This is a genomic window from Streptomyces sp. NPDC001933 (assembly GCF_042890955.1).
Classification (GTDB): Bacteria; Actinomycetota; Actinomycetes; order Streptomycetales; family Streptomycetaceae; genus Streptomyces.
Genome location: NZ_JBIASS010000013.1, coordinates 198,523 through 214,156 on the forward strand (window position 1 = coordinate 198,523; position 15,634 = coordinate 214,156).

Consider the following 15,634-nt stretch of genomic DNA (forward strand, 5'->3'; position numbering starts at 1 on the left):
GGCGGGCTCGCTCAGGCCCCCTCCTGATCGGGCGTCCCCCGCCCGTCCGCCAGGTGTTCCCGCAGCCGGTCGAGGAAGACCCGCTGTCCCGCGACCAGCCGCTCGGCCGCCTCCCGGGGCGTGCACCAGGCGAACCGGTCGACCTCCGGGAACTCCCGCCGCACGCCCGACCCCCTCGGCCACTCCATGGTGAACGTCCCCGGGACGGCCGTCGCGGCATCGAGATCCGCCTCCAGCGCCCACACCGTCACGGTCTTGCCGCCCGACTGACGCGCCTCGCCCAGCGCCACCCACTCACCGTCCGGCACCGGATGCCCGAACTCCTCCGCGAACTCACGCCGGGCGGCGGCCGCCGGTTCCTCCTCGGATTCGTACTCCCCCTTGGGGACCGACCAGGCCGCACTCTCGCGACCCGCCCAGAACGGGCCGCCCATGTGCCCGATGAGCACCTCGAATCCGGCCTCGCCCGAGCGTCGGAACAGGAGAAGGCCCGCACTGCGCCTGGCGCGCTTCCGGTTCGGCATGCCGTCAAGTCTGCGTCCCGACCTGGGCGGAGTGCCGTCGGCGACACCCCCTTCGTGCTGATCACTGCCGTCATCGAGCCGACGCGTCCTGTTCGCCGCGAGGTTCCCGATGCCCCCTGGTGCGCCGTTGCGCACCCGGCCATGCTGTCCGCCGACAGCGCCCGCGCCCGGACCGGGCCGCGCAACCATCAGGAATCCAGGAGGACTTGTGGGCCTTGGCATAGTCGGCAGGACAACCGGACCGCGCGGGAGGGCGGCGCGAGGGCACAGGACTCTCGCGCGCCCGGCCGTGCTGCTCGCGACGGTGTCCGCCCTGACCGTCGGCGCGATCTCTCCCGCGCTCGCCGATTCGAACCCCGATCCACGACCCCGCACCTCCGCCGAGATCCTCAGACCGGTCGCCCCGCCACCCGCGAGCAACCCGGCGGGGGCGCCCCGCTCGGTCGCGGACGGCGACGGCATCGAGACCGCACGCACCTCCCGCCCGATCGCCCCGGGGGTCCGCCTCAGCTCGTACGACCGGCTCGAGTCCGACAAGTGGCTGCGCGTCGACAACCTCTCGGTCGACCTCGCGGGCAGCGGCGTACGCGCCGACTACCTCTCCTCCGGCAAGGTCTCCGAACGGCACAGCGTCTCCGAACTCGCCTCCGGGCACGACGCGGGCCGCGGCCGCCGCACCGTCGCCGCGATCAACGCCGACTTCTTCGACATCAACCAGACCGGCGCGCCCGAGGGCATCGGCATCAAGGACGGGGCCACCGTCCAGTCGCCCGCCCCCGGCATCAACCGGGCCGTCGGCATCGGCCCCGACAGCGCGGGCCGCATCCTGAACCTGTACTTCGAGGGCACGCTCACCCTGCCCGCCGGACAGCGTCCGCTCGCCGCCTACAACGCGGCCAACGTGCCGGCCGGCCAGGTCGGCGCGTACACCTCCGCCTGGGGAACCGCCGACCGCGCCCTGACCGTGGACAGCGCGACGCCGGTCGCCGAAGCGGTCGTACGGGACGGCAAGGTCGTCTCCGTCTCGCCCGCACCCGGCTCCGGGGCCGTACCCGAAGGCACCACCGTCCTGGTCGGCCGTGAGGCCGGCGCCGTGGCACTCGGCGCACTGAAGCCCGGTGACCCGGTGTCCCTGACCTACCGGGCCCGGACCGACAGCGGGGCCGTGCCCCGTACCGCCGTCGGCGGCCGGGAACTCCTCGTCGTCGACGGAGTCGCGCAGGACCACGACGGCGAGGGCAACAACACTGCCGCACCCCGCACCGCCGTCGGCTTCTCCGAGGACGGCCGGACCATGCAGATCCTCACCGTGGACGGGCGGCAGGCCGACAGCGGCGGCGTCACCCTCACCGAACTCGGCCTGATGATGAAGCGCGCCGGATCGTACAGCGCGCTCAACCTGGACGGCGGCGGATCGTCGACCCTCGTCGCCCGCGAACCCGGCAGCGACGCGCTGCGGGTGGAGAACAGCCCGTCCGACGGCAGCGAGCGCACCGTCCCCAACGGCCTCGCCCTCACCGCCCCCGACGGCAGCGGCCGGCTCAAGGGCTACTGGGTCGAGCCCCGCACCCCCGCCGGTGCCGCGCCGGGCGCCGACCCCGTCAAGGGCGGCCACCCCGACCGGGTCTTCCCCGGCCTCACCCGTCGCCTCACCGCGACCGGGTACGACGAGACCTACGGCCCCGCGAAGGGCGCCCCGCGCTGGCGCACCGCACACGGATCGGTCGGCACGGTAGACGGCGACGGGCTCTTCACCGCACGTCGCAGCGGCACCACCGACGTACGCGCCGAACACGGACCGGCGCGCGGGAGCACCTCCCTGACCGTCCTCGACGAGCTGGCCCGGACCGAACCCACCACCCGGCGGGTGGGCCTCGCCGACGCCGGGGCGACCGGCACGTTCGGCATCGTCGGATTCGACGCCCACGGCACCAGCGCCCCCGTCGAACCGCGCGACATCGAACTCGACTACGACCACGCCCTCTTCGACATCCGCGACGACGGGCAGGGCTCGTTCACCGTCGCCTCACGCACCGGCTCCGGCGCGGGGCAGATCAAGGCGAGCGTCGCGGGGACCACCACCGTCCTCGCCGTCAGCGTCGGCCTCACCGAGCAGGCCGTCTCCTCCTTCGACGACGCCGGGTCCTGGAAGTTCAGCCAGGCGCGCGCGGACGGATCGCTGGCGGCCACCCCGGACGGCCACACCGGCACCGGACTGAAGCTCACCTACGACTTCACCCGCTCCACCGCCACCCGCGCCGCCTACGCCGCCCCGCCCCAGCCGGTCACCGTGCCCGGCCAGCCCCAGTCGTTCAAGCTGTGGATCAAGGGCGACGGCCGGGGCGCCTGGCCGACCCTGCACCTCAAGGACGCCGCCGGCTCCGACCAGCTGCTGCGCGGACCGTACGTCACCTGGAACGGCTGGCGGCAGGTCACCTTCGCCGTGCCGCCGGGAGCCGCCATGCCGCTCTCCGTGTCCCGCTTCTACCTCGCGGAGACCGCGGCGGCCAAGCAGTACACCGGTGAGATCGTGATCGACGAACTCACCGCCCAGGTCCCGCCCACCGTCGACCTGCCCGAACAGGCCGCTCCCGCCGACCCGCTGATCGACCCGGCGGCCGTGACCGGGCGCCGGGACTGGCGGTTCGCGGTGATGTCCGACGCCCAATTCGTCGCCCGCGACCCGGACAGCGCGATCGTCGCCCAGGCCCGGCGCACCCTGCGCGAGATCAAGGCGGCGGCCCCGGACTTCCTGGTCGTCAACGGGGACCTCGTCGACGAGGGATCGCCCGCGGACCTGGCCTTCGCCCGCCGCATCCTCACCGAGGAACTCGGCGACACGCTGCCCTGGTACTACGTACCGGGCAACCATGAGGTGATGGGCGGCAGGATCGACAACTTCATCACCGAGTTCGGGCCCGCCCAGCGGACGTTCGACCACAAGGGCACCCGCGTCGTCACCCTCGACACCTCCAGCCTCAGCCTGCGCGGCGGCGGCTTCGCCCAGATCAAGCAGCTCCGCGCCCAGCTGGACGCGGCGGCCGGGGACCGGACCGTCGATTCGCTGATGGTCATCGAACACGTGCCGCCGCGCGATCCGACCGTGCAGAAGGGCAGCCAGCTCGGGGACCGCAAGGAGGCCGCCCTGGTCGAACAGTGGCTCGCCGACTTCCGCCGTACGACGGGCAAGGGCGCGGCCCTCATCGGCAGCCACGTCGGCGTCTTCCACGCCTCGCACGTCGACGGAGTGCCGTATCTGATCAACGGCAACTCCGGCAAGGCACCGGCCGGACCCGCGGACGACGGCGGTTTCACCGGCTGGTCGCTGGTCGGCGCCGACCGCATCGGCCAGGGAGCCCAGGCCGCGGCACGGCAACGGCCGTGGCAGGGCGGGCCCGACTGGATCTCCGTACAGACCCGCGCACATGTGGACGCGCTGAGGATCGACGCCCCGTCGGTACTCGCCACCGGAAGCCGTACGAAGGTCACCGCGACGGTCACCCAGGGGACCCGGAGCGTCCCGGTCGGCTTCCCGCTGGCCGCCGACTGGACCGGCTCGCCGAACGTGCACATCGGTGACCGCAGTGGCGTCCGCCCCCGCCACACGGCGGTCCTCGATCCGTCCACCGGCACCCTCACCGCGCTCCGGCCGGGCACGATCACCCTCGCCGTGACGGTCAACGGCACGACACAGCAGGTGCGGATCACCGTCGCCGCAGCCGGGTCCGCTCCGGCCGCCTGATCGACCGGGAGCCGGACCGGACGGAAGCCGCCCGCACCCCGACACGGGTGCGGGCGGCCCCGCCCGGCTACAGCTTGCGGTACCCGTACGCCTCCGACGCCGCGGCCTCCACCGCCGCGATGTCGCCACCCGCCGACGCGGTGACCACGGCCGCCACGGCACCCTCCACGAACGGCGCGTCCACCAGCCGCGAGCCGTCCGGCAGTTCGTCCCCCTCGGCCAGCATCGACTTGACCGTGAGCACCGCGCTGCCCAGATCGACCAGCAGCGCGACGCCCGCGCCGGAGTCCACCGACCTGGCGGCAGCGGCGATCAGTTCCGCGCTCGTCCCGAGGCCACCCGCGGGGGTGCCTCCGGCGGCAGCCACCGGCGCCGTGGCGCCGCCCGCCGCGAGCCCCCGGGCCAGCTCGGCCACGGACTCGGCGACCGGGCCGCTGTGCGAGACCAGCACGATCCCGACCTGATTCCCGTCGCTCATGCGCCGCCCCCGTCCGCCGCCGTATCGGCCAGCGCGGCGATCAGCAGCGCCGAGGACGTCGCCCCGGGGTCCTGATGACCGATGCTGCGCTCACCCAGATAACTTGCCCTGCCCTTGCGGGCCTGCATCGGAACCGTCGCCAGCGCCCCGGCCTCGGCCGCCTCCCGGGCCGCCCCGAACGAGGTGCCGAGCGCCTCGGCGGCAGGCAGCAGCGCGTCGAGCATCGTCTTGTCCCCGGCCTGCGCCCCACCGAGCTGCGCCACAGCCGCGACGCCCACTCCGAGCGCCTCCGCCAACTGCTCCGGCGTCACGGCGGGAGCATCGCCCAGGGCCTTGCCCGTGCGCCGCAGCAGCGTCCCGTACAGCGGGCCCGACGCACCGCCGACCGTCGAGATCAGCTGCCTTCCGGCCAGCATCAGTAGGGCCCCCGGAGTCTGCGGCGACTCCTCGCCGAGGACCGCGGTCACCGCCGCGAACCCGCGCTGCATGTTGCGGCCGTGATCGGCGTCCCCGATCGCGGAGTCGAGGTCGGTGAGATGGTCCGCCTCACGGCTCACCTCGGCCGCGGCGGAGGTCATCCAACGGTGGAAGAAGTCGGCGTCGAGCACATGATCTCCTTGTCGCTCCAGCATGACGGGTGCGGTACGGGCGGGTCATCGGCCCCAGCGCAGCGCCGGGGTCTCCACCGGTGCGTCCCAGAGCCGCAGCAGCTCCTCGTCCACCTGGCAGACCGTCACCGAACAGCCCGCCATGTCGAGCGAGGTCACATAGTTCCCCACGAGCGTACGAGCCGCGACGACACTCCGCTCGGACAGCACCCGCTGGACCTCGGCGGCGAATCCGTACAGCTCCAGCAGCGGCGTCGCGCCCATGCCGTTGACCAGCACGATCACCGGCCCGGTCGGCCGCAGGTCGTCGAGCACCGCGTGCACCGCGAAGTCAGCGATCTCGTGCGAGGTCATCATGGGCCGGCGTTCCCGCCCCGGCTCGCCGTGAATGCCGATCCCGAGCTCCAGCTCACCCGCCGGCAGATCGAACGTGGGGGAGCCCTTGGCCGGTGTGGTGACGGCGCCGAGCGCGACCCCGAAACTCCGCGACGCCTCGTTCACCTGCCGGGCGACGGCCTCCACCCTTTCCAGCGGGGCGCCCTCGTCGGCCGCCGCCCCGGCGATCTTCTCGACGAACAGGGTGGCGCCCGTGCCGCGCCGCCCCGCCGTGAAAAGACTGTCGGTCACGGCCACGTCGTCGTTGACCAGTACCTGGGCGACCTGGATGCCCTCGTCCTCGGCGAGCTCCGCGGCCATCTCGAAGTTCAGTACGTCACCCGTGTAGTTCTTGACTACGAACAGCACCCCGGCACCGCTGTCGACCGCGGCGGCGGCCCGCACCATCTGGTCCGGCACGGGAGAGGTGAACACCTCTCCGGGGCAGGCCGCCGAGAGCATCCCGGGCCCGACGAACCCCGCGTGCAACGGTTCGTGCCCGGACCCGCCGCCGGAGACGAGCGCCACCTTCCCGGCCACGGGCGCGTCACTCCGCACGACGACGCGGTTCTCGACGTCCACGGTCAGCTCGGGGTGGGCGGCGGCCATACCGCGCAGTGCGTCCGCGACAACGGTTTCGGGGACGTTGATCAGCATCCTCAACGGTATCTCCTGGGAGTTGGGAGGTGTGGCGCCGAGCGGGGTCCGCAGCCCGGCCGGGGCCGCCACCTCGTCGGACTCCGGGGCTCCGGCCGAGCTGTCGCCGGGTCGCTGCCGACTCTACTGATGGGGTATCACGTTGTGTCGGAGACAGCCGAACCGATGACCGGCCGGGTCCGGGAGTCCGCTTGTTCGGCGGATCGCCCGAGCCGGGGCGCACGCCGTCCCCATTCCGCACGAGGACCGGGCGGCCGGCCGCGGTGAGCCACCGCTCCTCGATCTCGACGAGCGGCGTGTGCTGGTACCAGCTGCAGATGACCGGGATCTCGCGGTCGTCCCGGGTGAAGGTCACCCGGATCCACTGCTCCGTCTTCCACATCTGCATCTGCCAGCCCGATCCGGGAGTCGCCGAGACCAGCTCCGCGTCGGCCCGCTCGATGCCGAAGACGACCCTGCCGCCGTCGACGGTGTAGCCCTTCACCTTCACGGCCTCGCCGGAGGGCTCGCGGCCGGGCTCGGCGTGCCGGCCGGAGCGGAACCTCGCGGGGCGCCGGCCGAGGGCTTCGGGGCCGTGTCGTTCTCGCCGTTCCTGTTCTCGGTGGACGGAGAGGTGCCGGGTTCCGGGGACTTTCCGGAGCGGTACGTGAGGGAGGGCCGCGGCTTCGCCTTCTCGGCCTCGGCGCGTGCCGCGTCCGCGATCGGGAGGGCGCGGGGCGGTTCGTAGGCGCTCCCCGACAGCACCGTGTGGACACCCCACCAGGACAGCGTGACCGCGGCCCCCGTGGAGAGCACCCAGGCCATGCCGTGCATCAGTCCTCGTCGCATCGCGGACCATGGTGCACCATGCGCTTCGCCGCCCCACCCGACCCCCCGCGTCGTACCCGGTCAGACGCCTGCTGCCCGCGCCGCCTCGTACACCTCGCCGGCCACGTCGATCAGCTCCGAGGCGTCGCGCGTCGTGCCCTGGAGGTCCAGCAGGATCTCCGGGACCCCCGTCTCGGCATGGGCCACCAGGTCCTCGACGATCTGGGCCACATTGCCGTGGAAGGGGGTGCGGCCCGCACCGGCGGCCGGTTCGGCGGTGTACCGGGCATTGGCGCGGGCGCAGACGTCGACCGGACGCTCCCGGCCCCGCTCGGCCGCCAGGTCCTGGACCCGCTTCCACTGCTCGGCCAGCTGTGCGGCGCCCATGGCCACCGGCATCCAGCCGTCGGCCCGGTCGACCAGGCGGCGGGTGGCCCGGGGGCTGTTCGCCGGCAGATAGACCGGGATGGGGCGCACCGGCTTCGGACCGACCACCGACGGGGCGATGGTGGTCAGCTCGCCCCGGTACGAGACCGGGTCCGGGCCCCAGACGGCCGCGCACACGTCGAGCAGCTCGTCCAGCACCGCGCCGCGCTTCTCGAAGGGGGCGACCGAGGCGGCGGCGTACTCGTCGAGGGACCAGCCGGTGCCGAGGCCCGCGACCACCCGGCCGCCGCTCGCCACGTCGAGCGAGGCCAGCGAACGGGCCAGCTGGAACGGCACGTGCAGCGGCGCGACCAGGACGCTGGTGCCCAGCCTGGCCCGGTCCGTCGCCCCGGCGGCCAGCGCGAGCGTGATCAGCGGGTCGGCGACGCTGCGGTACTGCTCGGGCCACGGCAGCCCCGGAACGCCGTACAGCCCCTGTGTGGCGGGCTCGGGGAAGATGATCCGCTCGAAGACCCACAGGCTCTCGTAGCCGGTCTCCTCCGCCGCGCGTGCCACGGCGGCCACATCGCGGCCGATGTCGTACTGCTTCATCTGCGGAAGACCGAGACCCAGCGAGACCGGCATGTGCGTACTCCTTCTGGTGAGCAGCGGGACAACCACCGTATGACACTTGCCCGTTGTTCGTGCGGCTCTCTTCGCGGAGGGGTGCCGGGTGCGGCCGCGGCCCGTGGGGCGGGTGCGATCCGTACGCGGTGACCGGGGCGTACGCCGACGGGCGGCCGCCGGACCCGGGCGGGGCGCATGCGCGGTGCGCGGCCGTGGTGACACGGTTCGGCGCCGGTGAACGCGGGGCCCTGTCGAGGCCGGGGCGATCACGAGATATCTTGATGTCAAGCAATGTTGCAGACGTGGAGCGGAGCACAGGGTGACTGACTCGACCATCATCTATACACACACCGACGAGGCCCCGGCCCTGGCGACGTATTCGTTCTTGCCCGTGATCCAGGCGTACGCCTCGACGGCGGGGGTCAATGTCGAGAGCCGTGACATCTCGCTGGCCGGACGCATCATCGCCAGCTTCCCCGAGCGTCTCCAGGAGGGCCAGCGCATCGACGACGCGCTCGCCGAGCTCGGTGAGCTGGCCAAGCGCCCCGAGGCCAACATCATCAAGCTTCCCAACATCTCGGCCTCGATCCCGCAGCTCAAGGCGGCCATCGCCGAGCTGCAGGCGCAGGGCTACGCGCTGCCGGACTACCCGGACGACCCGCAGACCGACGAGGACAAGGACGTCCGCGCGCGCTACGACAAGGTCAAGGGCAGCGCGGTGAACCCCGTGCTGCGCGAGGGCAACTCCGACCGCCGCGCCCCCGCCTCGGTCAAGAACTACGCCAAGGCGCACCCGCACCGCATGGGCAAGTGGACCGCCGACTCGAAGACGAACGTCGCCACCATGGGCGTCGACGACTTCCGCTCCACCGAGAAGTCCACGGTCATCGCCGAGGACGGTGCGCTGCGCATCGAGCTCGCGGGCGACGACGGCAGCACCACCGTGCTGCGCGAGTCGGTGCCGGTGCTCGCGGGCGAGGTCGTCGACGCGGCGGTCATGCGCGTCGCGGCCCTGCGGGAGTTCTTCACCGCGCAGGTCGCCCGCGCCAAGGCCGAGAACGTGCTGTTCTCCGTCCACCTCAAGGCCACCATGATGAAGGTCTCCGACCCGATCATCTTCGGCCACGTGGTCCGCGCCTTCTTCCCGAACACCTTCGCCAAGTACGGCGAGGCGCTCGTGGCCGCCGGCCTGTCCCCGAACGACGGCCTCGGCGCCATCCTCAAGGGCCTGGACTCGGTGCCGCACGTCGGCGCCGAGATCAAGGCGTCCTTCGAGGCCGAGCTCGCCGACGGCCCCGCGCTGGCCATGGTCGACTCGGACAAGGGCATCACCAACCTGCACGTGCCGAGCGACGTCATCGTCGACGCCTCCATGCCGGCCATGATCCGCACCTCCGGCCACATGTGGGGCCCCGACGGCGAGGAGGCCGACACCCTTGCCGTCCTGCCGGACAGCAGCTACGCGGGTGTCTACCAGGTCGTCATCGACGACTGCCGCGCCAACGGCGCCTTCGACCCGTCGACCATGGGATCGGTGCCCAACGTCGGCCTGATGGCGCAGAAGGCCGAGGAGTACGGCAGCCACGACAAGACCTTCGAGATCCCCACCACCGGCACGGTGCGGGTCGTCGACGGCAACGGCGAGGTCGTCCTGGAGCAGGCCGTCGGCGCCGGCGACATCTTCCGCATGTGCCAGGCCAAGGACCTGCCGATCCAGGACTGGGTCAAGCTCGCCGTCACCCGCGCCCGCGCCACCGGCGTCCCGGCCGTGTTCTGGCTGGACGAGGACCGCGCCCACGACGCGCAGCTGATCACCAAGGTCAAGAAGTACCTCGCCGACCACGACACGGACGGCCTGCAGATCGAGATCATGTCGCCGGTCGAGGCGACCGCGTTCTCGCTGGAGCGCATCCGCCGCGGTGAGGACACCATCTCGGTCACCGGCAACGTGCTGCGTGACTACCTGACCGACCTGTTCCCGATCCTGGAGCTGGGCACGAGCGCGAAGATGCTCTCCGTCGTCCCGCTCATGAACGGCGGCGGTCTGTTCGAGACGGGCGCGGGCGGCTCCGCACCCAAGCACGTCCAGCAGCTGGTCAAGGAGAACTACCTGCGCTGGGACAGCCTGGGCGAGTTCTTCGCGCTCGCGGCCAGCTTCGAGCACCTGGCGACGACCACGGGCAACGCACGCGCCCAGATCCTCGCCGACACCCTCGACCGCGCGACCGGCACCTTCCTCAACGAGGACAAGTCGCCGAGCCGCAAGCTGGGCGGCATCGACAACCGCGGCAGCCACTTCTACCTGGCCCTGTACTGGGCCCAGGAGCTGGCGCAGCAGACCGACGACGCGCAGCTCGCGCAGGCGTTCGCCGCGCTCGCGAAGACGCTGGGTGAGCAGGAGCAGACCATCGTCGACGAGCTGATCGCGGTGCAGGGCTCGCCGGCCGACATCGGTGGCTACTACCAGCCCGACCCGGCCAAGGCCTCCGCCGTCATGCGTCCGTCGCAGACCTTCGTCCAGGCCATCGCCTCCATCGGCTGACACGACACCGCGCAGAGGGGGCGCGACCAGGCGCCCCCGCCCCTCCCGCCCCGGCCGGCACCATGCCCGGCCGGGGCGGTTCCATGTCCAGGAGCGGCACCGGAGCCGGGCCGCCGGATCGAGGAGTTTCCGCGCAACCGGCCCCGTGGAGCCCTTCCACCGGTAGGTTCGTACGCCCGGACCAACCGTGCCATGGAAGGGGAGAGGCCGTGCTGACAGGCAGGAACGCCGTGGTCACCGGTGGATCACGGGGCATCGGCCGCGCGATCGTCGAGCGACTGTGCCGCGACGGGGCGCACGTGGTCTTCAACTACGCCACCGACGACGACGCCGCGGCCGAGGTCGTCCGCACCGTGCGGGGCGACGGCGGCACGGTCCGGGCGGTCCGGCTGGACCTCGCGGAGCCCGACGGCCCCGAGCGCCTGATGTCGGTCGCCGAGGAAGAGCTCGACGGGCTGGACATCCTGGTGAACAACGCCGCACTGTGCCCCGCCCCCTCGCTGCTCACGGACACCGATCCCGCGGTCTTCGACCAGGTCCTGGCGGTCAACACCAGAGCGGTCTTCATGACGGTCCGCCACGCGGCGCTGAGGATGCGCGACGGCGGCCGCATCGTGAACATCTCCACGGCCAACACCGTGCGGCCGGGCCCCGGCATCTCCGCCTACGCCGCGAGCAAGGGCGCCGTCGAGCAGCTCACCGCAGTCGCCGCCCATGAACTCGGTACCCGCGGGATCACGGTCAACACCGTCTCGCCCGGCGCCACCGACACCGAGCTGCTGCGCGGCAACAACCAGCCGCAGGCACTGGAGGCAGTCGTCGGCATGACCCCGCTGCGCCGGCTGGGGCAGCCCGCCGACGTGGCCGATGTGGTCGCCTTCCTCGCCGGTCACGACGGCCGGTGGATCACGGGGCAGAACATCCGCGCGACGGGCGGGCTGGCCTGAGCGGCGCCGGGAAAGCCCGCCGCCGGCCCCCGGCCCCGGGCGCGTCCACCGGACCGCCCGGCAACCGCACCGCACAGCAGAGGAGTTCGGCCGGCGGCGGCCCGGTCCACGGCGGACCGGCGGCACGAAACCCGTCCCCGACCTGTGGGCGCCCTGACGGGTGAATGTCGTACGACGGCGGGCGGCGGGCCACGCACAGTGGCCCCGCGGCTGATTTGCTGCTCCTGGAATCTGGCGTGACGCGCGCGGGACCGGTCTGCCGGCCGTCCCGGTGGAAACGGCTCCCCTGCCGGGTGCTCGGTCCACCCGCGAACGACGATCGAAGGAGCGTCCCAGTGACGACGACGGGCACAACAGGGCCAGCCGACGCGGAGGAGGGGTACGCGAACGAGCTCCCGGTCCACGCGAAGGAACCGGGAAACGTCGTCATCAAGTGGCTGACCACCACCGACCACAAGACGATCGGCACGCTCTACCTCGTCACCTCGTTCGCCTTCTTCGTCGTGGGCGGTGTGCTGGCCCTCGTCATGCGCGCCGAACTGGCGCGTCCGGGGATGCAGATCGTCTCGCCCGAGCAGTTCAACCAGGCGTTCACGATCCACGGCACGATCATGCTGCTGATGTTCGCGACGCCGCTGTTCGCCGGATTCACCAACTGGATCATGCCGCTGCAGATCGGCGCGCCCGACGTGGCGTTCCCTCGGCTGAACATGTTCGCGTACTGGCTCTACCTCTTCGGCTCGGTCATCGTCGTGGCCGGCTTCCTCACCCCGAACGGGGCGGCGGACTTCGGCTGGTTCGCCTACTCCCCGCTGACCGACGCGGTCCGCTCACCGGGCATCGGCAGCGACATGTGGATCATGGGGCTGGCCTTCTCCGGCTTCGGCACGATCCTCGGCTCGGTCAACTTCATCACCACGATCATCTGCCTGCGTGGCCCCGGCATGACGATGTTCCGCATGCCGATCTTCGTCTGGAACGTCCTGCTGACCGCTGTGCTGGTCCTGCTGGCCTTCCCGGTCCTCGCGGCGGCCCTCCTGGTGCTGGAGGCGGACCGCAAGTTCGGCGCGCACGTCTTCGACCCGGCCAACGGAGGGGCACTGCTCTGGCAGCACCTCTTCTGGTTCTTCGGCCACCCGGAGGTGTACATCATCGCCCTGCCGTTCTTCGGCATCGTCAGCGAGATCATCCCGGTCTTCAGCCGGAAGCCGATCTTCGGCTACATCGGCCTGATCAGCGCGACGATCGCCATCGCGGGCCTCTCCGCGACCGTGTGGGCGCACCACATGTTCGTGACGGGCGGCGTGCTGTTGCCGTTCTTCTCGTTCATGACCTTCCTCATCGCGGTACCGACCGGTGTGAAGTTCTTCAACTGGATCGGCACGATGTGGCACGGGTCGCTGTCCTTCGAGACACCGATGCTCTGGTCGATCGGCTTCCTGGTCACCTTCCTGTTCGGTGGTCTGACCGGCGTGATCCTGGCGTCGCCCCCGATGGACTTCCACGTCTCGGACTCGTACTTCGTCGTCGCGCACTTCCACTACGTCGTCTTCGGCACCGTGGTCTTCGCGATGTTCGCCGGATTCCACTTCTGGTGGCCGAAGTTCACCGGCAAGATGCTGGACGAGCGGCTCGGCAAGATCACGTTCTGGACGCTGTTCGTGGGCTTCCACGGCACGTTCCTGGTGCAGCACTGGCTGGGCGCGGAAGGCATGCCGCGTCGTTACGCGGACTACCTCGCCGCGGACGGCTTCACCGCGCTGAACACGATCTCGACGATCTCCTCGTTCCTGCTCGGCCTGTCGATGCTGCCGTTCTTCTACAACGTCTGGAAGACCGCCAAGTACGGCCGGAACGTCGGGGCCGACGACCCGTGGGGCTACGGCCGCTCGCTGGAGTGGGCGACCTCCTGCCCGCCGCCGCGGCACAACTTCCTCACCCTGCCCCGGATCCGTTCCGAATCCCCGGCCTTCGACCTGCACCACCCCTCGGTCCGCGCGCTCGACGAGGCCCTCAACCGTCCGGTCACGGAACTGCCCCGGACCCAGGGGGACGAGCGGGACTGAGCACGACGGCCCGGCGGAAGGAGGAACGAGTGGACCCCGACAAGGACAGCGCCCGCGGCCTGGCACAGCTGCAGGGCTACCTGCTGTGGAGCGCCGAGGTCGAGGAGGCCCGCCGCCGCGCGGGCCGCTTCACCGACGAGCTGCCCTGGCTCACCACCGCCCAGCGCGAGGACGTCGAACGCGTCTACACCGCCGACCGGCTCGCCGCGTCACGGGCGACGCTCTGCCGTATCTCGGCCCGCGCCACCGCGCTGCGCGGCGAGTACGAGGCGCGCTACCGCAGGCTCAGGGCACGCTGCGTGGCAGCCGGTGTCGTGGCCGTCGGTGCCGTCGGTGGCACCTGCACCGCGGTCACCCTGCTCACCCGCTGACCGGTTGCGTCGTCCGTTCCGCCGCCCTCAGCAGGCGAACTCGTCCCGGGCTCGTGAAGATGAGGGTGGACGGGCGCGTGCGACGTGGCAGGCGAACGGATGAACGTACAGGCCCGAGAAGGGACGAACACCGTGGCACGACCCAGGATCCTCGTTGTCGGCGCCGGATTCGCCGGAGTGGAGTGCGTGCGGCGTCTGGAGCGCGGTCTCATCCCCGGCGAGGCGGAGATCGCACTCGTCGCCCCGTTCTCGTACCAGCTCTACCTCCCCCTGCTGCCACAGGTCGCGGCGGGCGTGCTCACCCCCCAGTCGATCGCCATCTCGCTGCGCCGCAGCCGCAAGCACCGCACCCGGATCATCCCGGGCGGGGCCATCGGCGTGGATCCCAAGGCGAAGATCTGCGTCATCCGCAAGATCACCGACGAGATCGTCTACGAGCCCTACGACTACATCGTGCTCAGCGCCGGGAGCGTCACCCGCACCTTCGACATCCCCGGCCTGCTGGACAACGCCCGGGGCATGAAGACACTGGCCGAGGCCGCCTACGTACGGGACCATGTGATCGCCCAGCTCGACCTCGCCGACGCCAGCCACGACGAGAACGAACGGGCCTCGCGCCTACAGTTCGTGGTGGTCGGCGGTGGCTACGCGGGCACCGAGACCGCGGCCTGCCTGCAGCGCCTCACCACCAGCGCGCTCCGGCAGTACCCGCGGCTCGACCCGAAGCTGATCAAGTGGCACCTCATCGACATCGCCCCGAAGCTGATGCCCGAACTGGGCGACAAGCTGGGCCGAAGCGCCCTTCAGATGCTGCGGGCACGCGGCATCGAGGTCTCGCTCGGCGTCTCGATCGCCGAGGCCGCCCCGGAGAAGGTCACCTTCACCGACGGCCGGGTGCTGCCCTGCCGGACCCTGATCTGGACGGCGGGCGTCGCCGCCAGCCCGCTGGTCAGCACGTTCGACGCGGAGACGGTACGCGGCCGGCTGGCCGTCACCCCCGAGATGAGCCTGCCGGGCTTCGACGGCGTCTTCGCCCTCGGCGACTGCGCGGCCGTGCCGGACCTGCACAAGGGCGACGGAGCGGTCTGCCCGCCCACCGCACAGCACGCCATGCGCCAGGGCCGCAGGCTCGCCGACAACCTCATCGCGACCCTGCGCAACCAGCCGCTGAAGCCGTACGTCCACAAGGACCTCGGTCTGGTCGTGGACCTCGGCGGCAAGGACGCGGTCTCCAAGCCGCTCGGCATCGAGCTGCACGGGATTCCCGCACAGGCCGTCGCCCGCGGCTACCACTGGTCGGCGCTGCGCACCAATGTCGCCAAGGCCCGGGTCGCGACCAACTGGATCCTCAACGCCGTCGCGGGCGACGACTTCGTACGCACCGGCTTCCTGTCCCGGCAGCCGGCCAGGCTGCGCGACTTCGAGCACACGAACGCCTACCTCACACCGGAACAGGTCCGCGAGCACACCGCCTCGCTGCACACCGGCACCTGATCCCGCAGCGCACGGCCCCGGCCCCGCACA

General features: G+C 71.7%; 13 protein-coding genes. 7 read left to right on the plus strand and 6 right to left on the minus strand.

What is annotated here, in order from left to right:
• Positions 1-11: 11 nt before the first annotated feature.
• Positions 12-524, minus strand: a complete 513-nt coding sequence (locus tag ACFYY7_RS29080; protein ID WP_388665960.1) for an NUDIX domain-containing protein — start codon at positions 522-524, stop codon at positions 12-14.
• Between the two features lie 292 nt (positions 525-816).
• Between ACFYY7_RS29080 and ACFYY7_RS29085 the strand changes: the two genes are divergently transcribed.
• Entirely contained in the window at positions 817-4,266 is a 3,450-nt protein-coding gene (locus ACFYY7_RS29085; RefSeq protein WP_388666121.1) for a phosphodiester glycosidase family protein, read from the plus strand.
• A gap of 67 nt (positions 4,267-4,333) precedes the next feature.
• On the opposite strand, the gene ACFYY7_RS29090 is transcribed toward ACFYY7_RS29085, so the two are convergent.
• From ACFYY7_RS29090 to dhaK, 3 genes are read right to left on the minus strand one after another with little or no spacing between them, the layout of a single operon-like run.
• A complete protein-coding gene (locus ACFYY7_RS29090) occupies positions 4,334-4,744 on the minus strand; it encodes a PTS fructose transporter subunit IIA (protein ID WP_351256298.1) in 411 nt (136 codons plus the stop codon).
• Positions 4,741-5,352, minus strand: a complete 612-nt coding sequence (gene dhaL, locus ACFYY7_RS29095) for a dihydroxyacetone kinase subunit DhaL (protein WP_388666124.1) — start codon at positions 5,350-5,352, stop codon at positions 4,741-4,743. Before dhaL ends, ACFYY7_RS29090 begins: the two co-directional genes overlap by 4 nt.
• Positions 5,353-5,397: 45 nt before the next feature.
• Positions 5,398-6,390, minus strand: a complete 993-nt coding sequence (gene dhaK / locus ACFYY7_RS29100) for a dihydroxyacetone kinase subunit DhaK (RefSeq protein ID WP_388665963.1) — start codon at positions 6,388-6,390, stop codon at positions 5,398-5,400.
• Positions 6,391-6,701: 311 nt separating this feature from the next.
• On the opposite strand from dhaK, the gene ACFYY7_RS29105 reads away from it, so the two are divergent.
• On the plus strand, positions 6,702-6,860 hold the full coding sequence (locus tag ACFYY7_RS29105) for a hypothetical protein (protein ID WP_388665966.1): 159 nt from the start codon (positions 6,702-6,704) through the stop codon (positions 6,858-6,860).
• A gap of 10 nt (positions 6,861-6,870) precedes the next feature.
• Here the strand turns inward: ACFYY7_RS29105 and ACFYY7_RS29110 are convergent, their stop codons facing one another.
• Positions 6,871-7,212: a hypothetical protein gene (locus tag ACFYY7_RS29110; protein WP_388665968.1), complete on the minus strand. Its 342-nt coding sequence runs from the start codon at positions 7,210-7,212 to the stop codon at positions 6,871-6,873.
• A gap of 60 nt (positions 7,213-7,272) precedes the next feature.
• Complete coding sequence (locus ACFYY7_RS29115) at positions 7,273-8,202, minus strand: LLM class F420-dependent oxidoreductase (protein WP_388665971.1); 930 nt, start codon at positions 8,200-8,202, stop codon at positions 7,273-7,275.
• Positions 8,203-8,503: 301 nt separating this feature from the next.
• On the opposite strand from ACFYY7_RS29115, the gene ACFYY7_RS29120 reads away from it, so the two are divergent.
• From ACFYY7_RS29120 to ACFYY7_RS29140, 5 genes are all read left to right on the plus strand, one after another.
• Positions 8,504-10,726, plus strand: coding sequence for an NADP-dependent isocitrate dehydrogenase (locus tag ACFYY7_RS29120; protein WP_388665974.1), 2,223 nt, complete (start codon positions 8,504-8,506; stop codon positions 10,724-10,726).
• 209 nt (positions 10,727-10,935) lie between these two features.
• Entirely contained in the window at positions 10,936-11,673 is a 738-nt protein-coding gene (locus ACFYY7_RS29125; RefSeq protein ID WP_388665977.1) for an SDR family oxidoreductase, read from the plus strand.
• A gap of 335 nt (positions 11,674-12,008) precedes the next feature.
• Positions 12,009-13,739 (plus strand): cytochrome c oxidase subunit I, encoded by a 1,731-nt coding sequence (gene ctaD, locus ACFYY7_RS29130; protein ID WP_388665980.1) that lies wholly within the window; start codon positions 12,009-12,011, stop codon positions 13,737-13,739.
• Between the two features lie 29 nt (positions 13,740-13,768).
• Complete coding sequence (locus ACFYY7_RS29135; protein WP_388665983.1) at positions 13,769-14,110, plus strand: hypothetical protein; 342 nt, start codon at positions 13,769-13,771, stop codon at positions 14,108-14,110.
• A gap of 132 nt (positions 14,111-14,242) precedes the next feature.
• A complete protein-coding gene (locus ACFYY7_RS29140) occupies positions 14,243-15,604 on the plus strand; it encodes an NAD(P)/FAD-dependent oxidoreductase (protein WP_388665986.1) in 1,362 nt (453 codons plus the stop codon).
• The last annotated feature ends 30 nt before the right edge of the window (positions 15,605-15,634 follow it).

Excerpts from the sequence above, each read along its gene's own strand:
- ACFYY7_RS29080 (WP_388665960.1), bottom strand. The coding sequence starts at position 524 with ATGCCGAACCGGAAGCGCGCCAGGCGCAGTGCGGGCCTTCTCCTGTTC.
- ACFYY7_RS29090 (WP_351256298.1), bottom strand. The coding sequence starts at position 4,744 with ATGAGCGACGGGAATCAGGTCGGGATCGTGCTGGTCTCGCACAGCGGC.
- ACFYY7_RS29105 (WP_388665966.1), top strand. The coding sequence starts at position 6,702 with ATGACCGGGATCTCGCGGTCGTCCCGGGTGAAGGTCACCCGGATCCAC.
- ACFYY7_RS29110 (WP_388665968.1), bottom strand. The coding sequence starts at position 7,212 with ATGCGACGAGGACTGATGCACGGCATGGCCTGGGTGCTCTCCACGGGG.
- ACFYY7_RS29115 (WP_388665971.1), bottom strand. The coding sequence starts at position 8,202 with ATGCCGGTCTCGCTGGGTCTCGGTCTTCCGCAGATGAAGCAGTACGAC.